Origin of the sequence: Flavobacterium silvaticum (assembly GCF_012911565.1) — a bacterium.
Taxonomy (GTDB): Bacteria; Bacteroidota; Bacteroidia; order Flavobacteriales; family Flavobacteriaceae; genus Flavobacterium; species Flavobacterium silvaticum.
On record NZ_JAAMPU010000104.1, the window covers coordinates 114039 to 139347 of the forward strand.

20 protein-coding genes are annotated in these 25309 nt (G+C 43.4%); 11 read left to right on the top strand and 9 right to left on the bottom strand.

Annotated features, from left to right (window positions below; translation table 11 throughout):
* The first annotated feature begins 59 nt into the window (after positions 1–59).
* A complete protein-coding gene (gene rny / locus G6047_RS08625) occupies positions 60–1625 on the top strand; it encodes a ribonuclease Y (protein ID WP_169527203.1) in 1566 nt (521 codons plus the stop codon).
* A gap of 81 nt (positions 1626–1706) precedes the next feature.
* On the opposite strand, the gene xerD is transcribed toward rny, so the two are convergent.
* Positions 1707–2621, bottom strand: coding sequence for a site-specific tyrosine recombinase XerD (gene xerD / locus G6047_RS08630; RefSeq protein ID WP_169527204.1), 915 nt, complete (start codon positions 2619–2621; stop codon positions 1707–1709).
* Between the two features lie 234 nt (positions 2622–2855).
* Between xerD and G6047_RS08635 the strand changes: the two genes are divergently transcribed.
* Positions 2856–3488 (top strand): porin family protein, encoded by a 633-nt coding sequence (locus G6047_RS08635; protein WP_169527205.1) that lies wholly within the window; start codon positions 2856–2858, stop codon positions 3486–3488.
* Between the two features lie 255 nt (positions 3489–3743).
* Here the strand turns inward: G6047_RS08635 and G6047_RS08640 are convergent, their stop codons facing one another.
* The gene (locus tag G6047_RS08640; protein WP_169527206.1) at positions 3744–4298 is read right to left on the bottom strand and encodes a porin family protein; all 555 of its coding nucleotides are present in this window, start codon (positions 4296–4298) and stop codon (positions 3744–3746) included.
* Between the two features lie 192 nt (positions 4299–4490).
* Here G6047_RS08640 and G6047_RS08645 point away from each other — a divergent pair, with 192 nt between their 5' ends.
* From G6047_RS08645 to G6047_RS08655, 3 genes are all read left to right on the top strand, one after another.
* The gene (locus G6047_RS08645) at positions 4491–5042 is read left to right on the top strand and encodes a porin family protein (protein WP_169527207.1); all 552 of its coding nucleotides are present in this window, start codon (positions 4491–4493) and stop codon (positions 5040–5042) included.
* A gap of 74 nt (positions 5043–5116) precedes the next feature.
* Entirely contained in the window at positions 5117–5542 is a 426-nt protein-coding gene (locus G6047_RS08650; RefSeq protein ID WP_169527208.1) for a type II 3-dehydroquinate dehydratase, read from the top strand.
* Positions 5542–8019 (top strand): DUF5686 and carboxypeptidase regulatory-like domain-containing protein, encoded by a 2478-nt coding sequence (locus tag G6047_RS08655; protein WP_169527209.1) that lies wholly within the window; start codon positions 5542–5544, stop codon positions 8017–8019. The genes G6047_RS08650 and G6047_RS08655 overlap by 1 nt, the downstream gene beginning before the upstream one ends.
* A 201-nt stretch (positions 8020–8220) precedes the next feature.
* Here the strand turns inward: G6047_RS08655 and G6047_RS08660 are convergent, their stop codons facing one another.
* Positions 8221–8562 carry a hypothetical protein gene (locus tag G6047_RS08660; RefSeq protein ID WP_169527210.1) on the bottom strand — a complete coding sequence of 114 codons (342 nt, stop codon included), beginning with the start codon at positions 8560–8562 and terminating at the stop codon, positions 8221–8223.
* Between the two features lie 83 nt (positions 8563–8645).
* Here G6047_RS08660 and G6047_RS08665 point away from each other — a divergent pair, with 83 nt between their 5' ends.
* Positions 8646–9374: a T9SS type A sorting domain-containing protein gene (locus G6047_RS08665; protein WP_169527211.1), complete on the top strand. Its 729-nt coding sequence runs from the start codon at positions 8646–8648 to the stop codon at positions 9372–9374.
* Position 9375: 1 nt separating this feature from the next.
* On the opposite strand, the gene G6047_RS08670 is transcribed toward G6047_RS08665, so the two are convergent.
* Entirely contained in the window at positions 9376–9660 is a 285-nt protein-coding gene (locus G6047_RS08670) for a GNAT family N-acetyltransferase (RefSeq protein WP_169527212.1), read from the bottom strand.
* A 211-nt stretch (positions 9661–9871) separates the two neighbouring features.
* On the opposite strand from G6047_RS08670, the gene G6047_RS08675 reads away from it, so the two are divergent.
* From G6047_RS08675 to G6047_RS08685, 3 genes are read left to right on the top strand one after another with little or no spacing between them, the layout of a single operon-like run.
* Positions 9872–10552, top strand: coding sequence for an alpha/beta hydrolase (locus G6047_RS08675; RefSeq protein WP_169527213.1), 681 nt, complete (start codon positions 9872–9874; stop codon positions 10550–10552).
* Positions 10553–10575: 23 nt separating this feature from the next.
* Entirely contained in the window at positions 10576–11469 is an 894-nt protein-coding gene (locus G6047_RS08680) for a lytic transglycosylase domain-containing protein (protein WP_169527214.1), read from the top strand.
* Position 11470: 1 nt separating this feature from the next.
* A complete protein-coding gene (locus tag G6047_RS08685) occupies positions 11471–12298 on the top strand; it encodes a sulfite exporter TauE/SafE family protein (RefSeq protein WP_169527215.1) in 828 nt (275 codons plus the stop codon).
* Between the two features lie 2 nt (positions 12299–12300).
* Here G6047_RS08685 and G6047_RS08690 read toward each other — a convergent pair whose 3' ends face one another.
* Both G6047_RS08690 and G6047_RS08695 read right to left on the bottom strand, forming a co-directional pair.
* Positions 12301–13005, bottom strand: a complete 705-nt coding sequence (locus G6047_RS08690; RefSeq protein WP_169527216.1) for a TlpA family protein disulfide reductase — start codon at positions 13003–13005, stop codon at positions 12301–12303.
* A 139-nt stretch (positions 13006–13144) separates the two neighbouring features.
* Entirely contained in the window at positions 13145–13660 is a 516-nt protein-coding gene (locus G6047_RS08695; protein WP_169527217.1) for a DUF2892 domain-containing protein, read from the bottom strand.
* Between the two features lie 217 nt (positions 13661–13877).
* On the opposite strand from G6047_RS08695, the gene rpmH reads away from it, so the two are divergent.
* Together rpmH and carB are read left to right on the top strand one after the other, a co-directional pair.
* Positions 13878–14039, top strand: coding sequence for a 50S ribosomal protein L34 (gene rpmH, locus G6047_RS08700; RefSeq protein WP_008464848.1), 162 nt, complete (start codon positions 13878–13880; stop codon positions 14037–14039).
* Positions 14040–14422: 383 nt separating this feature from the next.
* A complete protein-coding gene (gene carB / locus G6047_RS08705) occupies positions 14423–17275 on the top strand; it encodes a carbamoyl-phosphate synthase large subunit (protein ID WP_169527218.1) in 2853 nt (950 codons plus the stop codon).
* A gap of 139 nt (positions 17276–17414) precedes the next feature.
* Here carB and G6047_RS08710 read toward each other — a convergent pair whose 3' ends face one another.
* The 3 genes from G6047_RS08710 to G6047_RS08720 are packed head-to-tail and all read right to left on the bottom strand — an operon-like array spanning position 17415 to position 25308.
* The gene (locus tag G6047_RS08710; protein ID WP_169527219.1) at positions 17415–21350 is read right to left on the bottom strand and encodes a DUF7619 domain-containing protein; all 3936 of its coding nucleotides are present in this window, start codon (positions 21348–21350) and stop codon (positions 17415–17417) included.
* A 40-nt stretch (positions 21351–21390) separates the two neighbouring features.
* Positions 21391–24522, bottom strand: a complete 3132-nt coding sequence (locus tag G6047_RS08715) for a DUF7619 domain-containing protein (RefSeq protein WP_169527220.1) — start codon at positions 24520–24522, stop codon at positions 21391–21393.
* 27 nt (positions 24523–24549) lie between these two features.
* Complete coding sequence (locus G6047_RS08720) at positions 24550–25308, bottom strand: LytR/AlgR family response regulator transcription factor (RefSeq protein WP_169527221.1); 759 nt, start codon at positions 25306–25308, stop codon at positions 24550–24552.
* Between the last annotated feature and the right edge of the window lies 1 nt (position 25309).

The following is a 25309-nucleotide window of genomic DNA, read 5'->3' on the forward strand; positions in this document are numbered from 1 at the left end:
CATACGAGTTTATACAATCTGACTGATGTAGGCTTTTTTTTACCCTTAATATTTTACACATGGATAGTACACTGATGATAATAATAGGATTGGCACTTGGAGCCGCAGCAGGTTTTGCGATTGCCAAATTCCTTGAGAAGAAGAGCGTTTCGAGCATTATCGCTTCTGCCAAGAAAGATGCCGCGCTGATTATAAAAGACGCGAACCAGGACGCCGAGAACACCAAAAAGGACAAAATCCTTCAGGCAAAAGAGAAATTCCTCGAGCTTAAAGCCGAACACGAACAGGTAATCCTGGCCCGCGATAAAAAGACAGCCGAAGCCGAAAAACGCATCCGAGACAAAGAATCCCAGGTTTCAAACGAACTCGCAAAGACCAAGAAACTCAATGACGAATACGAGTCCAAAGCAGCTGAATATACCTCAAAAGTCGATATGCTCGACCGCAAACAACAAGAGGTCGAGCGTATGCATAAAAGCCAGCTCAACCAGCTTGAAGTCATTTCGGGATTATCTGCTGAAGAAGCGCGTGAGCAATTGGTGGAAGGATTGCGTGCGGAAGCCAAAACCAAGGCAATGGCGCATATCCAGGATACGATCGAAGAAGCGAAACTTACGGCACAACAAGAAGCCAAAAAGATTATCATTAATACGATCCAGCGTGTCGGGACAGAAGAAGCTGTAGAGAATTGCGTTTCCGTCTTCAACATTGAATCAGATGACGTCAAAGGACGCATCATCGGGCGTGAGGGACGAAACATCCGCGCTATCGAAGCTGCAACCGGAGTTGAAATCATCGTAGACGATACGCCGGAAGCCATCATTCTTTCGTGCTTCGATCCTGTTCGTCGTGAAATTGCGCGTTTGTCGTTGCATAAATTGGTTACCGACGGACGTATCCACCCGGCGCGTATCGAAGAAGTCGTGGCAAAAACGACCAAGCAAATCGAGGAAGAAATCGCCGAAGTCGGGAAAAGAACCGTCATCGATCTTGGTATCCACGGGCTTCATCCCGAACTGATCAAGATTGTAGGTCGTATGAAATACCGTTCTTCTTATGGACAAAATCTGTTGCAGCACTCGCGTGAAGTATCGAAGCTTTGCGGAATCATGGCAGCCGAATTAGGATTGAACGTCAAACTAGCCAAACGGGCCGGCTTGCTTCATGATATAGGTAAAGTGCCAGATACTGAAAGCGACTTGCCACACGCACTTTTAGGGATGCAATGGGCTGAGAAATACGGTGAAAAAGAAGAGGTTTGCAACGCCATCGGGGCGCACCACGACGAAATAGAAATGAAGTCACTTTTGTCCCCGATCGTCCAGGTTTGTGATGCGATTTCAGGAGCACGTCCGGGTGCACGCCGTCAGGTTCTCGATTCTTATATCCAACGTCTGAAAGACCTTGAGGCCATCGCCTTCGGATTCCACGGAGTCAAGAACGCTTATGCGATACAGGCCGGCCGTGAACTTCGCGTGATTGTGGAAAGCGAAAAGGTTTCCGATGAACTTGCGGGAACATTATCGTTTGAAATCTCACAAAAGATACAGACTGAAATGACGTATCCGGGCCAGGTTAAGGTTACGGTGATACGTGAGACGAGAGCTGTTAATATTGCTAAATAAGTTTTTAATTTCAGGATCGGAAGATCGGAAGACATTATTATAGAAAGCCTGGTTTGTACCGGGCTTTTTTGTGTTGTAAACTCATCTTCTCGGGTGGAAATTCCGCATCACCTGAGTCAAATGTTTCCGGTCAAGATGCACGTAGATTTCTGTTGTTGTTATCGATTCGTGGCCGAGCATGAGTTGTATCGAGCGTAAATCGGCACCATTTTCCAATAAGTGCGTTGCAAAAGAATGACGGAATGTGTGCGGGCTGATGCTTTTCTGCAGATTGATTTCGACCGCCAGATTTTTGATGATTGTAAAAACCATGGCGCGTGTCAGGCCTTTTCCGCGTCTGTTCAAGTATAATGTGTCTTCGTGGCCTTTTGGAATTGAAAGTTTGTTGCGTTCAGTTAGAAAGATTTCTATGTATTTCTGCGTGTGCGGTCCGATTGGAACGAACCTTTGCTTGTTGCCTTTTCCGGTTACTCGGATAAAACCCTCATCAAAAAACAGATCGGACAATCGTAACGTCACGAGTTCGGAAACACGCAGGCCGCATCCATATAAGGTTTCGAGCATGCTTTTGTTTCTTACGCTCAACTTATAATCATTAGTATCATCGTTCTCATTTTTGATGGCACCAATCAATCTGTCGATATCTTCAATCGAAAGCGTGTCGGGCAATTTTCGTCCGAGTCTTGGCGCTTCAAGCAAATCCATCGGATTCGTCTTTCGATAATCTTCAAACAATAAGTAATTGAAAAAGCTCTTGAGGCCGGAAATCATGCGTGCCTGAGATCTGGCGTTGACTTGTTTGGAAACTTCGTAGATGAATTGCTTTACGGTTTCATCGGAAATACTCAATGGTGTTTCCGAGATGCCTTTCTCTGAAAGGAATTCGCAAAGCCGCTGTAAATCGAAGCTGTAATTAGTTATCGTATTCGCCGATAACGAGCGCTCGATTTTAAGATAGTTCTGATAATTCTTTATATAGCTTTTCCAGGAATCCATTTGACAAAAATAAGGCGTTTGACAAAACAATCGCTGATTATCATTTTAATATAAAATGGTTTCATAATTCCCATTTTAGTATTTTATTGTTGTATTTTATAATTATATATTGCATTATTATCATTAAAACTGAAATTTTAACACGTTAAGCAAATGTGAATTAAGAGATAATTAAGAAAGGCGGAAAAGCATCGGTCTAATTTAGCCTCAATAACCCATTAAATCTAAATACACATGAAATCACTAAAAATTTTTGCAGCTACATTGTTGTTAACGGGAACGACGGCATTCGCACAGGAAAAGGTCGATAATACCTTATCAAGAAAACCGACTTTTGGTGTAAAAGGTGGTGTCAACTTCGCTACGGTTACTGGGGGCGATTTTGACAGCCCTGATTCACGTACGAGCTTCCACGCGGGTGCCTTGGCTGAATTTCCGTTGGCCGATATTTTTTCACTTCAGGTAGAAGCACTTTATTCAGGACAAGGCTATAAAGCCGATTTTTCTGGATCAGACGGAGACAAAGCTGAATTCCAACTCGATTATATCAACGTTCCGGTTCTTGCAAAATTTTACATCGTAAAAGGATTAAGTATTGAAGCCGGTCCGCAATTTTCGTTTCTCGTCCACGAAGAATTTGATTTCAACCCAAACTCCGGAAATGGTGACATCGATTTGAACAATACCGATCTTGACGCTGAAAATTTCGAATTCGGGGTAGCAGGCGGATTGACTTTCCAGACTGAATTCGGATTATTCGCTTCAGGCCGTTATAATTATGGTTTTACGGAGATTTTTCGCAAGACGGAAGGTTTGGATGACATTCATAATTCTGTTTTTCAGATAAGTGTGGGGTATAAGTTCTAATATTTAGAATTGGCAATTTTAACAAAATGTGCATTTTTTCTGTATTTGTCGTATTCGGGGAATAACGACCTTGTTATAGGGAAGGGGCCAGTTGTGTCCCTACGAAATTCCGGAAAAAAGGAAGTACAGAAAAAATGTACATTTTGTTAAAAATCATGAAGATTATTATCTGGAAAAATCTATCTGATATATACAATTAAAAAAGCCTCCTTGCATTAGTAGAGGAGGCTTTCTCGGTTATTGAGGAAAGAGGGTTTAGAATCTATATCCGGCACCGACCTGGAAAGAGGCTGTCCGCAAATCACGGCCCGAATCATCGCTGATGTTTGCAATACCGGCATTAAAACGTGCTTCGACAAAAACACCCATTGGGAATTCATATGTGGCACCACCAGACAATCCGAAATCGGCGGCTTTTGTACGTTCGTCAAAATCATCCTCGCCGGCAAGTCGCAAACCCAAAAGCGGCCCGGCTTCTACGGCAAAGTTGTCCATCAGATAATATTTGGCCATTACCGGAATTCGGAAGTAAACCAATCCGGCATTTTCGGCACCTTCACTTGAAAACTGGACTTCAGGCTGTACATGGAAATTACCCGATAGCGGAATGTCGGCAAGCGCACCAATGTAACCGCCAAAACGCCCGTCGTATTTATCATTATAAATGACGCCGTTATTATTATAATAACTGTCGCCGCTTAATGTACTGTGGGAAAATCCGGCTTTTACACCGAAAACAATTTCTTCGGATTGGGCATTTGCCATTCCGAAGGCTGCAAAAGCTAATGCAGAAAGAATGGTTTTTTTCATTTTAAGTTTGATATGATGATTGACGCAAAGGTAAACGTGGATATTTGTATAAAATTTTCAGTTATTCACAGTTTTCAACAATTTTGTTAACATGGTTTTGTTCAAAACTGATTTTGATTCTAATTGCCTATCTTTTAAATCGGAAATAATTTCACTAAATCAATCGTTAGTAATTAACCTAAATAATACATCATGAAAAAGCTACTTGTTTTATTGTTGATAAGTGTTTCTTTTGGGACACAGGCGCAGTTTCTTCGTTTCGGATTTAAGGCAGGCCCGAACTTTTCCAATTTCAACGGAGGCGTAAGCGGAATAGACTACAAAGGAAAAACCGGATTCCACGCCGGAGCATTGGTTCAATTGAAACTGCTCGATAATTTCGCTTTGCAACCCGAACTGCTTTATTCTTCACAAGGTGCTGAAGTCAAAGATGCCGGAGATTTTAATCTGAACTATATTTCGGTTCCGGTTTTGGCAAAGTTTTTTGTTGTTTCAGATAAGTTGAGTATTGATGTAGGCCCACAGTTTTCTTTTCTGGTCGACGACACAAAGTTGGTCTACAATCAGATTTCCGGAAGTGAATCTGGTGAGTCGTTTGACTTTGCACTCGCGGGCGGACTCGGGGTGCATCTGACCAAAAGCATTTGGGTACAGGCGAGATACACCATTGGTCTTACCGAAGCATCTTCAAGCGCCGAGGTCAAGAATGCTGTTTTCCAGGTTTCCGGAGCATTTGTTTTCTAGAAAATATCAGAGATTTATCAAAGCCATTCCGTCAATTCGGGATGGCTTTTGTATTTTAGCTCAAAACACACCCCATGCGCCTTACCATCATCAACGGACCGAATTTGAATCTGCTCGGAAAACGCGAACCTTCCATATACGGCGATCAGGGTTTTGAAAGTTATCTCGAAGATTTACGGTCAAGATATCCGCAGGTTGAAATGAGCTATTTCCAAAGTAACATAGAAGGCGAACTTATTACGGCCATTCAGGAAGCCGGTTTTTCACAGGACGGAATCATCCTGAACGCTGCAGCTTACACACATACTTCGGTCGGCATCGGCGATGCGGTAAAAGCTGTTCCCTCACCCGTAATCGAAGTCCATATTTCAAATACGTTTGCACGCGAGGAATATCGGCACCAGTCGTTTATTTCGGCTGTGGTCAAAGGTGTCATCGTCGGTTTCGGGTTGCAGAGTTATGAATTGGCCGTGCTATCTTTTCTATCCGATAACAAGTAATGAAACAATATCTTCTCCACTTGCTGTTGTTGCTGACGGCCTTTTCCGGTTTTGCCCAGGTGAAAGGCACGGTGACCGATACGAACAACCAGCCGCTTCCGTTCGTCAATATCTTTCTCGAAAATACCTACACCGGAACAACGACGAATGATCATGGCAAGTATGAACTCAATCTGCAAAAGCCCGGAAAATACACCTTGGTTTTTCAGTTCCTCGGATTCAAGACACAAAAGCGGACCGTAGAAATCGAGAAGTTTCCGTACACGTTGGATGTTGCGTTGCCGGAGGAACAATTCTCACTCAAGGAAGTCGTCATCAATCCCAAAGACAATCCGGCGGACAGGATCATCCGCGAAGCCATCAAAAATAAAAAAGCCAATTCAGAAAAGACGGCACATTACACGGCAGACTTTTATTCACGAGGAATTTTCAGGATAAAAGATGCACCGAAAGCCATTTTGGGGCAAAAGCTCGATATGTTCGATGATGTGCTCGATTCTACCCGAAGCGGCATTTTGTACCTGTCAGAAACCGTTTCAAAAATAAAATTCCAGAAGCCCGATAAGATGCAGGAAACCATTATCGCTTCAAAGGTAAGCGGACAGGACAACGGATTCAGTTTCAACAACGCGGCATCGGTTAATTTCGATCTGTACGACAATTACCTGCCGTTTTACATCAACATCGTTTCTCCCATTTCGCCCGATGCTTTCCTGTACTATAAATTCCATCTCGAATCGACGTTTGTGGACGATAACAATCACCTGATCAACAAAATCAAAGTCACCCCGAAACGGCCGCTCGAACCTGTCATGGAAGGTTATATTTATATAGTTGATGATACGTATGCAGTGTATGCGTGCGACTTGAGCGTGACCGGAAAAAGCATGCAGAATCCGGCGATAAACATTTTGGTGCTGAAGCAGAATTTTACGTTCAACCGGGAAAATAACATTTGGGCAAAAACGTCTCAGGTGCTCGATTTCAAGGCAGGTTTACTCGGAATCAATGTGGACGGACGATTTACGTATGTGTACAATAATTTTGTGTTCCCCGACGGATTTGAGAAAAAAACATTCACCCGTGAAGTGCTCAACTTTGAAGAAGGCGCCAACAAAAAAGCCGACGATTTCTGGAACCAGATAAGGCCTGTTCCGCTGACGATCGAGGAAAGCACCGATTACTCCAAAAAAGATGAACTGCAGACGAAGAAAAAATCAAAAGTCTACCTCGATTCCATCGATAAAAAATCAAATCGCTTCAAATGGCTGAATCCGGTTACGGGTTATACCTTCAAAAATTCGTATCGAAACGAAACCTGGTCATACGACGGACTGCTCAAAGGATACAGTTTCAACACGGTTCAAGGACATAAATTCACGCCCGGATTTTCCTATATGAAGCGGCGGGAGGAAAAACGGACGTATACTTCGGCGGGTGTAAAATTCGATTATGGCTTATCTGAAAAACGGTTCAGGACTACGGCTTTTTTTGCGCATCAGTTCAATAACGTGAGCGATGCCCAGATTCGGGTTTCGGGCGGAAGCAGTGTGTCACAGTTCAATACGGCAAACCCGATCCCGAATTTCGTCAACACAGTAAGTACCTTATTCTTTGAGGATAATTATATGAAGCTGTATGAACGTGATTTCATCAATGTCTATTTCGGGCAGGAACTCGTCAACGGCGTTTTCTTATCGGCTACACTAGATTATGCCAAACGAAAACCGCTGTTCAACAATACAGATTATGTTCTGATAAATGACACCAACAAGGTTTATACGTCAAACAATCCGCTTGATCCGGATGATTATGCGAATGCGGGTTTTGAAACCAGCAATATGGTCAAGGCGACGCTTTCTGCCCGAATTGTTTTCAATCAGGATTACTGGTCAAGGCCCGATGGCAAATTCAATATTCCGGATGATACGTATCCGGTTCTGTACGCGGGCTGGGAACAGGGTTATGGAGGTTCGTCAGATGTAAGCTATCAACATATTTTCGGGCGGTTGACCTACGAACATACTTTTGGAAACAAGGGTGATTTTGAAACGAATGTCAAGGCAGGTAAATTCTTCAACGGAGAAAATATTTCGTTTGTGGATTACAAACACTTCAACGGAAACGAAACCCATGTAGGCCGGAACGACAAATATTTATACGGATTCAATCTGTTACCGTATTATTCCGCGAGCACGAACGATTCCTATCTTGAAATCCATGCCGAGCACAACGACAAGGGTTACATCATGAACAAAATCCCGTTGCTCAATAAACTGCAGTCGACGTTGGTTTTAGGCTATCATAATTTGTGTGTGCCGCAGCGGAATCCGTACCATGAGTTTTCGGTTGGGTTGGATAATCTTGGCATTGGAAAATTCCGGTTGATCCGAATCGATTATTACCGCGCATACCAACATGGATTTGTGGGCGACGGTGTTGTTTTCGGGCTGAAGTTTTTGAATGTTTTGGAGTAGATAGTTGTTAACAGTTAACAGTTAACGGATAACAGATAACAGTTAATAGTTAGTTATAAGGGTTAAAAGTTGCCGATATTGACGCCTAAGGTGTTTAGAAAACATCATCGAAAGCAGAATTTTAATAAAATAAAGAAATCTGCATACAAACTAAAAGTATCATTAGGTTTTAACCGTTAACCCTTATCTGTTAACCGTTAACTAATACTTATACTGAAACCTCACCTTCGTAATCCGATACACATTAAGCCCATATACTTCCACAAATTCATAAACGTTTCTGCCCGGCTGTTTGAAGTCTACGAGCCTTTCGGCTGAAATTTCATAATACATTTTTTCGCCTTCCATCATTAATCTGGCGCCGTTGTTCCGGTACGCCGAACGGATGAGCGTGAATTCAGATAAGTTCCATGTGGTGAAATTCGCGTCGAAAGCTTCTTCGTGCGAGTATAAGCCTTCGGTTATTTCTGTGACCGATCCGTAGTATTTCTGGATTTCTTCAAAAAAGGCGACGACCCTTTCGCGGAGTTCGCTTGATATCATGGTTGGAGCATAGGGTTTTTCAATATCGGAAAAAAAGTCTTTGGGTTGGTCAAAATGTTTTATTTTTATGGAAAACGATGGTTATGAGGAAATTATTACTTGTTTGTATTTTATTCTGTCCACTGGTTCATTCGCAGACCGTTCCTCCGCCGCCGCCGTTATTTGCATATGAAGTCGATTATGACAATGATGGAACCGTGTGGCTAGACCTGGAGTTGTTTACCCAATTTGTAACAATACCAAGGCATGAAGATTACTATGATATTGATTTGTCAGGATATACCGTTCAATATGACGATTTTAATAATACGATACTTTCAGGTACGGTTTCGTTCACCCAAAGTCTGGAAATGTATTATAATTTTTTCTACTCTGGGCCTGAATATGATACTGCTATGTTGAACAATACCTACCCGGCGATTTATGTTGAACGACTTGCATTTGATGGTGATTGGGATACCGATGGCATTATAAACGGGCTTGAAGATACCAACGCAAATGGATTTATTTATGATGACGATTCAGATAGCGATGGGATAGCCAATTTTGAAGATCCGGATGTCTTGTCTGTTTCATCAAATCAATTCAAAGAAGTAGTAATTTTCCCGAATCCGGCCAATTCGTCTTTGAATTTTTATGCGGTGAAGAATCAAATCGATTTTGTAAAAATCATCGACTTGACCGGAAAGATATTTCTCCAAAAACAAAACCCCGCAGAAAACATCGATATTTCAATGTTATCACCGGGTGTTTATATGGTTCGCCTTACTTTTGGAGATAAAACATCTGACCAAAAACTTGTCGTAAAATAAGCTAAAGTTTTATTCCGGGCGGAAGCAGTTCTTTATACTTCGGATTCTTGCGGAAAAAAGCTGCGATTTTTGGAAATACGGGAACTACTTTTTGTTTTTTCTCGATAGCTTGTTCCAATATCGCTGCAATCATTTGGTTTAGTTCGTCTTCATTGCCGAATCCGTCAGGCAGATTGATTCGCGTCAGGAACAATTTACGCTCCTGCACCGAATATTCTATGGTGATCATTTTTCCGTCGATATTTGCTTCAAACTGTCTTTGAAACGTATTGTCTTTTAATTCCATAGTGTCTTTTTTGTCAGTAGATTTAAAGCGGATTTGTGGTCAGGCTTGTCTCATTTTGCTATCGAGAATCCACATATTCATAAAATTGCTGATAATTTAAGCGTGAGCCAAAATCGGTTCGGCGCGAATACAGTATATTAGAAATATCAATATACCTACAAATTTCGTTAAAATAATCAGGTGCCGTTGTTAGTAATCCGTTAAAGAATTTATGAAGAAAATACCTGTTTATTTTATGCCCGGAATGGCCGCAAGCCCAGATATTTTTGAGCATATCAAATTGCCCGATGAGGTATTCGAAACACATTTGCTGCATTGGGAAATGCCAATAGGGAATGAACCGTTGACAGATTACGCCAGGCGGATTGCGGCCAAAATAAAACATGAAAACCCTATATTGATCGGGGTATCATTTGGCGGAATCATCGTGCAGGAAATGGCGACGTTCCTCAATCCGCAAAAAGTGGTGATCATCTCAAGCGTAAAATCGAATACGGAATTCCCTCGCCGGATGAAGATGGCGAAAATGACAAAACTGTATAAGATATTTCCCACCGGTATGGCTGAGAATTTCGACAAATTCAAATCGCTGCCTTTTTCGGATAAAGTCAAGGAACGCTTTACCTTGTATGAGAAGTTTTTTGACAGACGTGAAAAAGAATACCTCGATTGGGCGCTTGAGAAAATTTTGCTTTGGGACAGGAGCGAGCCGGATCCGCATATTGTCCATATCCACGGTGACGCCGATGAAGTATTTCCGTGCAAGTACATCAAAGATTTTATACCAGTTCCAGGCGGGACGCACATTATGATAATCAATAAGTTCCGATGGCTGAATGCGAGATTGCCTAAAATCCTGCTCGGTGAAAATGAAGCTGATGCAAATTCGTAGCTTTACATACAAAATCAAATCTGATGAATCCATTCAAAAAAATAGCCCTAATACTTGGACTGACGCTGGTTTGCGGTACACTTATATTTGGTATTTCGACCCAGAAAAAAGCCGAGCTGTTTCGTGAAGGCACAAAAACCTATTTTCCTCCGACTGCAGATTTTGCGGGTGAGCCTGCGCCTTTGAATATTTCCGATGTACGCGAACGGTTTGAACGCGAACTCATTGTAAACGCCAACCTCGACGCCTCGACCTTATTGATTTTAAAACGAGCACCAAGGGCTTTTCCGGTCATCGAACCCATCCTTGCCAAATATGGGGTTCCGGATGATTTCAAATACCTCGCGGTCATAGAAAGCGGTTTGGTGAATGCGGTTTCGCCGGCAGGTGCGCGAGGTGTTTGGCAATTTATGCCCGATACGGCAAAGGAAAAAGGACTCGAAGTAAACGATGTGGTCGACGAGCGCTATCACCTTGAAAAATCCACCGAAGCGGCTTGCAGGTATTTACTCGATGCGAAAGCAAAACTCGGTTCGTGGACATTAGCCGCGGCTTCATACAACGGCGGAATGGCCGGCGTTGGAAAACAGGTCGATTTCCAGAAAGTCACCAATTATTATGATTTATTGCTGACCGATGAAACCGCGCGTTACGTCTTCCGGATACTGGCTCTGAAGGAAATCATGAAAAACCCGGCGATGTATGGTTTCGATCTGACCCAGGAAGAAATGTACACGCAATTGCCCGTCAGAAGGGTTTCGGTAGATACAACTATTTCAGACCTTTCCGTATTTGCCAAATCCCAAGGAATCAACTACAAAATCCTCAAAATACACAATCCGTGGCTGCGCGACAGGAAGCTCACGAATACATCGGCCAAACTATACCAGATAGATATCCCGACGGCAGGTTACTGATATGAATGAATTTGTTCTTTTAATCGGGATCGGATTCCTGATAGGTACTTTGGGAACGCTGATTGGCGCCGGCGGCGGATTCATCCTGGTTCCGCTGTTGATCCTGTGGCATCCGGAATGGACGGTCGAACAAATAACCGCAATTTCCATGGCTGTCGTAGCCTGCAATGCCATTTCGGGTTCGGCTGCTTACATGGTCAACAAACGTGTCGATTACAAAGCCGGGATTGTCTTCGCCCTAAGTACGATTCCCGGATCAATCATAGGTGTATGGACAACGCATTATGTAAAACGAGGCATTTTCGATGTCATCTTTGGCATATTGTTGATCGGACTCGGGAGTTATTTGTTCTATAAAGGAGGCAAGCCCAAGCCCAAGCCACATGAATCAGAAGTTAAAAAAGGTTGGATTTCAAGCCGCATCATTGATAAATGGGGCGAAGTGTATTCGTATGCCTATGATATGAGGAAAGGCATTGTTTTAAGTGTCCTGGTCGGTTTCTTTTCGCCAATTTTGGGAATCGGAGGCGGGATAATCCACGTTCCGGCTATGGTGGAATGGCTGTATTTTCCGGTTCACATCGCAACGGCCACATCTCACTTTATCCTTGCGATCATGGCAACCGTAACCGTAATTACCCATTATTTTGAGGGAAGCTATAACGAGGAATTTGTACGGAATACCGTTTTTGGCCTTGCACTCGGAATCATTCCCGGCGCCCAGTTGGGAGCGGTACTTTCCAAAAAAATGAAAGGCCACATTATCATTCGTGCATTATCTGTAGCTCTTATGATTGTTGGCCTCAGGATTTTGAGTAAATTATTGTAAGATCAGTCTTCGCTTGCCAAAACCTGGCGAACCGGAATTTCGTCTTTTATCGAAAGGAAATTTGTAATGCGTTCATCGAACACCGTATAGTTCATTTCAATAGCTTTTTTTACCGGTGTTTTTGGCGGAATTGCGATGCCTCCGCGCTTGATGTCTACCACTTCAAGGTCGCTGTTGAGAAAGTAAGAAGTAGGAAAACCGAGTGTATGTTTTAAGGTCGCTACTACCGATGCATCATTCTTATACGATTCATTCGCATAGCAAACCTTGATTTTTCCGTTGAACTGACGTGCTATTTTTTTCATGTTGCTTTTCTGGTCCCAGAAAACTACGATGAACTGCATCTCGTCATCGTATTTGCGTGCCAATTTATTCAGTGCAGAAATCTCGCCTTTGTTGATGATGCACCACGAAGCATAGGTAATGATGAAGACTGGACGATTGATTTTGCTCAGTTTGACCTTGCGACTGTTGACGCTTTTAAAAGAATAATCGTCAAACTTGGATCCGACCAAATGGTTTTGGACAAGTGAATCAAATAATTCCTGGCCTTTTTGGATGTCGCCATTTTCGTACACTGCATCGCTCTGCTTGTTGTACTTTTTGATATTGTCTTTAATGGCATCGCGAAATAATACCGGTTTCTCTTGGCTTTTAGCCGGTTGGAAGGTAAAGATCGCTAATAGAAGGAGTAGCATTAATCTCATACGGCATCAGTATTAACAGATTAATATGAAACGAAGCTACAAAAAGTTATTAACAAAAGTAGGTTTTTTCTAATAAAATTTTATGAATTAAAAAATCCCGCTGGAATTGCGGGATTGTGATTTTGATAAGTATATATAATCAGATTCTCTTAAGTTGCTCTTTCAGCATCGTAATCTGCTCTTTCAACATATTGTGTTTGTCGAGTTTTTTAGCTTCGTTCAATAAGTTCGTTGCTTCAATCTTACGGCGGCGGCTTAATGCGATTCCGGCGAGCTGTAGCTTGGTTACAGCCATGTCCGTGTCCATCGAGAGACCATATTCCACAGCTTTCTTGAAATACTTTTCAGCCGTATTCATGTTGGTTTGTGCAATCATGATTCCCTGAAGGTAATTATAATAGCCTATTTGCTTTTTGACCAAAGCCGTTTCAGGACTCTTTATATAAGCCAACCACTTTTGTGCACCTGGGAAATCTTGTTTACGCAATTTGAGGAAAGCCAAAAGGATGAATTCGTTTTTGAAGTAGAGTAGCACGGGAATCGCTGTAAGAAGAATCAGGAAAATCCCGTTTCCTATATTACTCTCGGTAAATTGCCAGATAGCAGTAATGAAAATCAGTCCGGCAAGGACAAGTTTTATGTTTCTATGGAACATTGTTTAAAGTTTTTGCGCGGCAAAGATAGGGGAATTAATAATGAATAATTAATAATGATAATCGGCCCGAAAGTTAAGTTTTGGAAATAGATAAAAAAAAATCAACTACGGGCTTGCACGTTTTAAATCTATGCGTATATTTGCACTCGGTTTTGAAACAGCGGTTTTAAGCCGGATAATCAAGACCATTTTTCAACAAGATTAAAGATATAGTGCCATGAGCAAAAGAACATTTCAACCATCAAAGAGAAAAAGAAGAAACAAGCACGGTTTCATGGATAGAATGGCATCTGCCAATGGTAGAAAAGTCCTTGCCCGTCGTCGTGCGAAAGGGCGTCACAAATTGACTGTATCTTCTGAGCCAAGACACAAAAAATAATGTTGGAGACAACAAGCATAAAGGCGTTACTTTTATAGGTTGCGCCTTTTTTTATACCTTGTCGGGAAGGAAGTCGGTAAAGACTGAAAAGTCCGGAAAGACAGAAAAGTCGGGACTCGAGCAGCAGGCGAACTGAGCGAAGCTAAAGACAAAACGTTCATACATTTTAGTAGAAGCTGGATCCGGCTACACGCTTCAAGGTTTTTTGATAACCTCCATTTTTCTACTTCCACAAAGAGCTTCCGTTGGTCGCTTTTCTGGAAGTGAAAAATAAATCGGTTCTCTGCAAAACGCTTTTCGCTTGCATCCGGGCTAGACAGCGTAAATTACAACAACAATACAACTAACTACCAACAATACAACTAACTACCAACAATACATACATGCCAAAAGACACATCCATCAAATCAGTCCTTATCATAGGTTCAGGTCCAATCGTTATCGGCCAGGCCTGCGAATTCGATTATGCCGGTTCGCAATCGGCACGTTCCATCCGCGAAGAAGGGATCGAAGTCATCCTGATCAACTCGAATCCGGCCACCATCATGACAGATCCTGCCATGGCAGATCACGTTTATTTAAAGCCGCTTACGACAAAATCGATTGTCGAAATCTTAAAGGAACATCCGCAAATCGATGCCGTATTGCCAACCATGGGCGGGCAAACCGCGCTCAACCTGTGTCTCGAAGCGGAAGAAAAAGGAATCTGGGCCGATTATAACGTCCGGTTGATAGGGGTTGACATAAATGCCATCAATATCACCGAAGACCGCGAGCAGTTCAAACAATTGCTCGAAAAGATAGGCGTTCCGACTGCTCCCGCAAAAACAGCTACCTCATTCCTCAAAGGAAAAGAAATCGCTCAGGAATTCGGTTTTCCGCTGGTTATCCGTCCGTCGTTCACGCTTGGTGGGACAGGTGCGGCTTTCGTCCATAAAAAAGAAGATTTCGATGAGTTGCTCACGCGCGGCCTCGAAGCATCACCAATCCACGAAGTGCTTATCGATAAGGCACTTTTGGGCTGGAAAGAATACGAACTGGAATTGTTGCGTGACAAGAATGACAATGTCGTCATCATTTGTTCCATAGAAAATATGGATCCAATGGGAATCCATACCGGAGATTCGATTACGGTCGCTCCGGCAATGACATTATCGGACACGACATTCCAGAAAATGCGCGACATGGCGATTTTGATGATGCGTTCCATAGGGAACTTCGCCGGCGGCTGTAACGTTCAATTCGCAGTTTCACCGGATGAAAAAGAAGATATCGTAGCCATCGAGATCAACCCACGTGTATCAAGATCATCTGCTTTGGCATCAAAAGCGACTGGTTACCCGATTGCTAAAATCGCCTCGAAACTGGCGCTCGGCTATCATCTTGACGAATTGCAGAACCAGATCACTAAATCTACATCGGCACTTTTTGAACCGACACTGGATTACGTCATCGTGAAAATCCCGCGTTGGAACTTTGATAAATTCGAAGGTTCGGACAGGACTTTGGGCTTGCAGATGAAATCGGTAGGCGAGGTCATGGGCATCGGACGTTCATTCCAGGAAGCGTTGCACAAGGCGACCCAATCGCTCGAAATCAAACGCAACGGTCTCGGAGCCGATGGAAAAGGCTACAAGAATTACGAGCAGATCATAGATAAACTCACCTATGCAAGCTGGGATCGCGTATTCGTCATTTACGATGCTATCGCCATGGGAATACCGTTGTCGCGCATCCACGAAATCACGAGAATCGATATGTGGTTCCTTAAACAATACGAGGAATTGTTCGCGCTTGAAAAGGAAATTTCAAACTACAAAGTAGAGAATCTTCCAAAGCAATTACTGCTCGAGGCCAAGCAAAAAGGTTTCGCCGACAGACAAATCGCACACATGATGGGCTGTCTCGAAAGCCAGGTGTACAATCTGCGCGAGCAAATGAACATTTCACGTGTCTACAAACTCGTTGATACGTGTGCCGCGGAATTCACTGCGAAAACGCCTTACTATTATTCCACGTTCGAAGCGGGAATCGAAAAAGCCGACGGAACGGTTTACGTCCATAACGAAAGTGTTGTTTCCGACAGAAAGAAAGTCGTGGTCTTAGGATCTGGCCCGAACCGCATTGGTCAGGGAATCGAATTCGATTATTCGTGCGTTCATGGTGTGCTCGCTGCCAAAGAATGTGGTTACGAAACCATCATGATCAATTGTAATCCGGAGACTGTTTCGACTGATTTTGACATTGCCGACAAACTCTACTTTGAGCCTGTTTTCTGGGAACACATCTATGATATCATCCGTCATGAAAAACCAGAAGGAGTCATCGTACAGCTCGGCGGGCAGACGGCTTTGAAACTCGCCGAAAAACTCGACCGTTACGGAATCAAAATCCTCGGAACCAGTTTCGATGCACTGGATTTGGCCGAAGACCGTGGGCGTTTCTCGGACTTGCTTACCGAACTTAAGATTCCATTCCCAAAATTCGGGGTTGCAGAATCTGCCGAAGAAGCATCGAAACTGGCCGATGTGCTTGACTTTCCGTTGCTCGTCCGTCCGTCATACGTTCTTGGTGGACAAGGTATGAAGATCGTCATCAACAAACAGGAACTCGAAGAGCACGTCATCGATTTGCTCAAAAGCATTCCGGGGAATAAACTGTTGCTCGATAATTACCTCGATGGAGCGATAGAAGCTGAAGCTGATGCGATTTGCGACGGTGAAAATGTCTATATCATAGGCATCATGGAACACATTGAACCTTGCGGAATTCATTCGGGTGATTCGAATGCCACGTTACCACCGTTCAACCTGGGAGAATTCGTGATGCAGCAAATTAAAGATCACACGAAAAAGATTGCATTGGCTTTGAAAACCGTGGGTCTTATCAATATTCAATTTGCGATCAAGAATGACATTGTTTATATCATTGAAGCAAATCCGCGGGCATCGAGAACCGTTCCGTTCATTGCGAAAGCGTATGGGGAACCGTATGTGAATTATGCGACGAAAGTGATGCTCGGACATAATAAAGTCACTGATTTTACCTTTAATCCGCAGCTCGAAGGTTATGCTATCAAGCAACCGGTTTTCTCTTTTTCCAAGTTCCCCGGCGTGAATAAGGCGCTAGGCCCGGAAATGAAATCGACAGGTGAAAGCATTTTGTTCATTGACAGTCTCAAGGACGATGCGTTTTATGAGCTGTATTCGAGAAGGAAGATGTATTTGTCGAAGTAGTTCGGGAGTTCTTGGTTCGGAAGTTCGGAAGATTGAAAGACGGAAAAGACCTGAGCGAACTAAAGATGAAAAGATTGGTTTTAAATAAAAAGCCCTGGATTTCTCCGGGGCTTTTCAATTAACACAATTCACTTAATTACTATTGTTTGAGAAGTTTTTCTACTTTGCTTCCTTCGTCGGTAGTGATTTTAAGGAAATAGATTCCGTTTGACCTCGAAGAAATATCAAGGATTGCAGTGTTGTTGGTTTCGAGACTGGTTTGCAACAGGCGACCTTGTATGTCATAAAGTTCAACAGATTTGATGACCGAAGTACTCTTGATATTCACGATTCCATTGGCCGGGTTCGGATAAACAGAGATGTTTTTGTCTTGTTCGAATTCGCCGGAATTTAAAGTCTGATAAGTTGTCCTGGCCAGTTCTGTGGCAATCGGCGCATTGTAGTCAAAGAAAATATCGGCTTTGTTTTCTACGTGGTCGCCTTCGCTGAGTGTTGCCAGTGTCTTGATTTTGAACAATACGTTTCCGTGTCCGCCAACTGGTGGATCGCCGGCAGCAGGGGCAAGATTGATGTTTTCAAACATGAATTCGGCCACATTTCCACGAATGACTCCGCGAACCGGATGCGACGAATACAAAACCTGAAGCGTGCTGATGTCGAATTTGGTGGTGTCGATGCTGTCCCTTACCACGACATTGACCGCTTCGGCCGTACCGAGATTCTCGAATTGGATGTTGTAATGCAGGTAGTTCCCAATTTCTGTCGGTGAAACGATATCGCCTTCCAGACAGGTTTTTGCATTCGGGTCATATGAACCTACAACGGTTTGTGCCAGCGTAAATTGATTGTCCGCCGGAATCTCATCTGCTGAAACCGGAGTGACGGATGCTGTGAAGTTGAGGATGTCGCCATTGTTGACCGCCGGTGTTTCAACAGGTGAATTCACGTTGAACAACAGGTCGATGCTTCGGTTTTCAAAAGGCATCAGGTTGACATAATCCCACGAAAGCATATTGGCAGCCGTACTGCTTATGGCCGGAAAGGCAGTAATCAAATCCAGAACAGAATCGTCGAATGTCAGGTTTACGGTTCCGGAAAGCATCTGGTTTCCTTTGTTTTTGTAAATGATTTTATACGTGGCATCAAATCCCGGCCTGGCCCAATCGATAGGAACAAGGACTACTTCAACATCACTATGTGTTCCGATGGCGGCGATACAGAAGTTCTGGACGGCCTGGTTGTTATTGTTATTCAGGAATGTAACTTCGGCAGAAGTCGGCGAGAAATTGAACCATTGCTGGTTTTCCACATTAGGGAAAACGGTGTAGGTTCCGGCATTCGTAAAAAAGCCATATTCTCCATTGATGTTTGTGACTGTTGCTCCTGTGGTCACGCCGTCAGTAATGTCAAAACGGACAAATGGGTTCACTTCATCGGTAACATCACAACCATCATTATTGATGTCATAAATGGCAATGCCTTCAATCGTATTGAAATCTCCGCCGGGTGAAAACGTGCAATAGGAATTTGAAACCGTGGTGTTCATGCCAAGGTTATTCAATATGGTTTGGGTGCTTTCCAGTTCGTTGGTATCGGCACAAATGTATTGAAGGGTTGGATTACCGTTGAATGAGATTGAATCGTTGCGTCCGTTTTTCATAAAAAGAGTTGAAAGCAAATTGTCCGATGTGTTCACCGTGACCAAATAGTGGCAGTTATTTATATCCAGGGTCGTCAATTGATTCTGGGCGCAAGTCAGGTTTTGCAGATTAGGCATATTGCTGACATCCAATGCCGTGGTCTGCGTTCCGGCACAGCCCAAAAGAGTAAGGTTGCTTAAATAGGCCACATCAAGGTCTGGCAAAGAGTTGAACGAATAGTCCAAAAGCATCAAAGGCAGGTGATTGGTCAAATCAAGACTTGTCAGTTGGTTACTGCCGCAATACAAAAGAGTCAGGCCGTTCTGGGCCGAAATGTCCAGCGATGTCAATTGATTGTTCGCACAATTAAGCGATTCCAGATGAGTCAAATTCCCAACTTCCAGAACGGACAACTGGTTAAGGCTGCAATCCAGGGTTTTGAGGTTATTCAGTGTAGATAAATCAAGACTTGTAAGTTGATTGGTGTGACAGCTTAGGGTTTCGAGACTTGTCAAACCGGCAACGTCCAAACTTGTTAAATCGTTGCCGCCGCAGGATAAAGACTTCAGGTTAGTAGAAAGCCCGCTCACATTTGAAAGCGTAAGCTGATTGAACGAATAATCAAGGGTTTCAAGACTCGTTAAATCGCTTAGGTTCAAAGTCGTCAGCTCATTATATGAGCAATTCAAAGATTTAAGATTAGTCAGGTTGAGTACATTGAGCGTAATCAAATGATTGTTGGCACAAACCAAGGTCTCGAGGCTAGGCAGGTTTACCAGGTTCAGGTTCGACAGATAATTGTAATTGTAATCCAAGGTTTTAAGGCTGACCAAACCCGTCAGGTCAAGATTCGTAATCTGGTTATAAGAACAGGATAGATTTTCCAGATGGGCCAGATTACTTACATTGAGGCTCGTAAGATGCTGAAACGCACAATTCAGGTTTTTAAGATTGGTCAGGTTGTTTACGTTGAGAGCTGTTAGTGTTCCCAATCCGTTCGGCACACCATCGCAGTTAAGTGTTTCAAGACTGTCGAGTCCTGTAAGATCGAGATTGGTGAACAGGCCGTAGGAACAATTCAGGGTTTTCAGGTTCGACAGTCCTGCGACATTCAGATTTTGCAAATATGCGTTCATCATGCCATCAGTTACATAGGCACCGGCACAGGCCAAATCTGTAAGATTGCTAAGGCTTGATACATCGAGATTCGTAATATGGTTCGCGGCACAATAAAGTTTCTCCAGGTTAGGCAGGTTCGACACATTTAAGGAGGTAATCAGATTGTACGAACAATCGAGTTCCTTAAGACTGCCCAGGTTGCTTAAGTTGAGCGAAGTCAATACACCATAACTGCAATTCAGTCGCTGCAAATTTGGCAAATTGTTCAAATTTAGTGTTGTCAACTGACTTACGATGCCAGTCTGGCCATTTGGGTTTTGTCCGTTGTAGATTCCCATGACAGAGAAATCTTCAAGAGCCTGTAGATTGCTAAGGGTAACATTTGTGAGTTCTGCATTAGATCCACTATCCAATTGGGTCAGTAACGGAAGGCCGTCAATATTAAGCGTAACCAGTTTATTACCGGCGCAATTGATTTTTGTCAGATTGGACAAATTAGCCACATTCAGGTTTGCAATGTCGTTATACGAACAATCCAGTTCACTCAGATTCGTAAGATTGCCAATAGCAAAACTGGTGAGTTTGTTGTGGCTGCAATTCAATTTGTTGACATTCGGGATTCCGTTTAGATTCAGCAGCTGGTTTTGAGAGCAATCGAGTTCTGTGAGGTAATCCAGGTCATTCACGTTCAGGTTCGTGATCGCGTTGGAGGAACAATTCAATTTTGTCAGTAACGGGGATCCGGACACATCAAGACTCGTCAGCATATTTCCCATTACGACCAGATGATCCAGATTCACAACGCCTGTGAGATTGATACTGTTGATGCTGGAAAAACTACAGCCAATTTGTGTCAGGTTGGCTAAGTTACTGAAATCCAAAGTCGATAAGTTGTTCAATGCAATAGCCTGAAAGCTGGTCAGGTTTGTGAGATTACTGATGTTAAGTGACGTAAGTTGTCCGGTTCCAAACAGGTTCAGCGTCTTTAAACTCGGCATGGGACTAAAGTTGAGGGTGACGATTTGATTGTTCTGGAACCTGAGTGTCTCAAGGTTGCTAAAACTTTCAAGGCCGGTGACATCGGTGATGGCATAGTGGTGCACGATGAGCAATTTCACGGCCTGGGCTTCACTAACCTGGATTTCACCGTCTCCATTGGCATCGATAGTCATCCATTCATCACTGAAATTTTGGGCCCATTGAACCGTTGGGCTAGCCTCAATCAGGTCTGCCTTGAAGTTGACATCCGGTATATTCACAATTTGTGCATTCGCCATCCCGGCAAACAGCAGTAAAAACAATAGTAATTTGTTCATGATTTCTTTGGTTATGTTCGTTTTCAGATGATGATTTGGCTTATTCCTTAGCTACTTTTTTCACGGCACTTCCGGCAGTCGTATTGATCTTCATAAAATAAATGCCTGATGCACGTTGTGAAAGATCCAGTTTCGTTTCGGTCGATGTTTCAAGCACGGTCTCGAGCAATCGGCCCTGAACATCGAATAATTGTACAGATTCTATGCGGTTTTCGCTTTTTACGGTCACCTTGTTTTTGGCAGGATTCGGATATATCGAAATACTTTCATCTTTTACAAAATCACCCGAACTCAACGTCCGGAAAACTGTCTCGGCATCATTCGTCCGGATTGGGAAATTGTAGTCGAAATAAATATCGGCGCGGCTCATGACAACATCTTCCTCAACCAGTGTATCAAGCGTCTTTAACTTGAACAGCACATTTCCGTGTCCGCCAACAGGTGGATTTCCGGCTGCCGGGGCAAGGTTGATATGTTCAAAAATGAATTCCACTTTATTGCCAGTAATTTTTGTATAAGCGTCATTCGATGTACTCATCAGCTGAAGCGAATCCATATCGAATTTCGAAGTGTCGATATCAACACGAACCACTACATTTTCAGCTTCGGCAGTTCCGAGGTTTTCAAAGTTGACAATATAATGCAGGTATTTCCCAATTGCCGATGGCGGAACTATTTCGCCTTCAAGACACGTGATGTCGTTCGGGTCATAGGATGCAACTACAATCTGGTCCAGCCCGAATTGGTTGTCCGTTGGAGTCAAATCTCCTGTAATTGGATTGATCGTCGAATCAAAATGAAGCACATCGCCCATATTTACCGGAGAAGTTTCGAGGGGAGTATTTATGTTCATGACCACGAAGAAGCTTCGGTGTTCAAAGGGTAGCAAATCGCTGTAGTCCCAATTCAACACGCCAGGCGCTTGCGAGGCAAGGGGCAAATCTGTCGAGACATAGTTCATTTTGTCTTCGGCATACTCAAAATTGATGTTTCCTGATTGCACCTGGTTACCTTTGTTACGGATGGTAATCTGATATAGTGCAACAAAACCCGGACGTGCCGGAACAATGGGTGCTATTACGATTTCAACGTCATTCTGGATGCCATTCGGGGTAATGCAGAAATCCTGGGTTGACGTATTGTTGTTGTTATCGGCAAAGGTTACCATAGGTGACATTGGGATATATGTATACAAATCTGGATTTTCCAGGTTCATCGCCAACCCGAACGTACCCGCGCCGGTGTAGAAATAGTATTGGCCTGTCGGAATTGAAAATGTCGAATAGGCTCCTTCGCCCGACATATCTATCCGCATAGCTGACTGGACTTCGTCTGATGCATCACAACCATTTCCATCAAGGTCAAAACGGATAGTTCCCGTAATCACGTTGTAACTGCCTCCGGGAGTAAAGGAGCAATAACTGTTACATGTCACCGAATCACTAAGGCCGGAGCTGGTAATGTCGGCATTGGTCGCAGCAACAGCTTCTTCATCCTGGCAGATGAATGTTAATGATGGATTTCCGCCTAAGGCGATCGATTCACTGACCGCATTCTTCGCAAATATCTGGACAAGGTTAGGCATTTGGATGGCTGAAAGATATTGGAACTGATGCAATGGCGAAACATCGATAGTTTCCAAAAAGCTCATGTCAACCATCAAGTTTTTCAGGTTAGGCACCGGAATCAAATCGAGTGATGTGAGCGGCACTGAAAAAAGGCCAAGGGTTTCAAGGTCATCACAACCTTCAAGCTGGATCGAATTGAGATTCGGACAATCACATTGCAAATCGGTAAGGCTCGAAAGGCCCGATACATCGAGGGTTGAAATTGGGGGATTGGTTGGTTCAAGTGAACTCATCCCTATGTAAAAATATTCCATTGAGGCACACCCCTGGACATTGATGGTCTGGATCGACTCTGTCAGCAAATTCATTCCATGAAGCGATACACAATCTGACAGGTCAAGCGTAATCAGGTTGTACGGCGGATCGACATACTCAAGTCCCGGACGGCCCGAAAGGTTAAGCGACGTCATATTGTCGGAACCTGTGACATCAACACTGTAAAGCCAGACCGATGTACCACTTAAATCCAAGTCTGGTAAAAGCGAATTCTTCAATTCGACGGTGCTCAGCAAATCGTCTCCGGTAAAATCAACAGAGGAAATGGGGTTATCATTGGCATTGAACAACTGAAAATTAGCAAGGTTCGACAAATCAAGGCTTGCCAGTTGGTTCGACTCGCAGAACAAGGATATAAGTTGTGGGCACTCACTTACATCCAAATCTGTCAACTGATTGTTGTTCACGTTTATGCTTTCCAGCAAGGGACAGCCTGACAAATGCAAAGAAACAAGATTGTGGTCGCTATAAAGAAACTGGACTATCGCCGTATGTGAGAAATCTACGTTCGCCAAAACCGGAAAATTATCAAGGGTTATAAAAGTGGCGTTAAAAAAGGGACAATCCGATGCATTGAAATTTTCCAGCGTAGGGTTGCCGCTTATATCCAAAGCCATAAGATTCGGCAAGTTAGAAATGTCAAGCGTAACGAAATTGTTATTCGTACACACAATACCGTTTAACGCAGTACAACCTGAAACATTGAGCAAAGTCAACGCATTGTTGTTCGCATACAGGTTTTGCAACAGGGCTTTTCCACTTACGTCAAGTGAAGTCAGTGCATTCTGGTTCGCTATAAAAGTGAGTACATTATCACAACCCGGAGTTGCCAATGAAGCCAGCAACGGATTTTCAGTACACGAAATCTGTGTCAGTGCCGTCATTCCGGAAATGGTGACCGATGTAAGTGCCGGATTCTGGTAAAACTGTATTTGTTGCAGATTGGTCATTCCGGAAAGATTCGCCGTAGCAATTCCAGTAGCCTTAAAGTCAACTTGCGTCAGGTTGGCGAAGTTTTCGATCCCGGTCAAATCATCGACCAGATCGTATTCGATCCACAGCCTGGTTATCGCCGCCGCTTCCGAAAGTTGTATCTGTCCATCTGAATTCGTATCGATACTGACAGCGACGTTTCCGGTAAAAGCGCGATTATTTGTCGCGTTCGCGCCGGCGAGATAACTGCGTAGGTCATTGTCGGCGAAACTAATCGTCTGTCCGCTTGCCGAAAACGTCAGTGTAAGCACTAGGAAAAGTAAATATTTGTTCATGGTTCTTGATTTCTGGGTGATTCTCGGTTATAGCGTTCTGATTAGTTCCTGTAATTTCTCTTTTTTGCTCTGTGCAATCGGTATGTTCGAATTATCGGCCATGATTACATAGCCTCCGTCATTCTTGATGTATGATTTCAGATAAGAAAGGTTGATCAGGTGTGACTGGTGGATGCGCTCAAAACCGTGTTCCGTCAGCAGTTCCTCATATTCCTTAAGCGTCCGCGAAATCAGTACGGGCTTATGGTTCTTGATATAGAACTGGGTGTAATTGACTTTTGCCTCGCACCGGATGATATCCGCCACCTCGAACAAATGCACACCATCACTCGTAGACAATGCAATGCGTTTGAAATTGTCCACTTTTTTGCGGATGTTCTCCAACAACAAATCGATATTATCAAACGAAGGATTTTTGGAAGCGACCTGTTTGATGCGTTCAATAGTATTTTGCAATTCTTCCGGATCCACAGGTTTGAGGATAAAATCGAGTGCCGAAAACTTGAACGCTTTCACCGCGTATTGCTCGTGTGCGGTGATAAAGACAATGTGTGCGTTGATCTTTCCTTTTTCCTTGAGCTTTTCGAGGATGTCGAAACCGGTCCCGTCATTCAAATGGATATCGAGGAAAATTACTTGAGGACGAAGCTTTTCAATGGCCGCAATACCAGTCTTTACGCTTTCGGCTTCCCCAATGATCGCGATATCGTTGGTGTAGCGTTCGAGCAGCGCTTTTAGGCCTTTGCGCAGGTGTTTGTCGTCGTCTATTAAAATGGCTGTAATCATA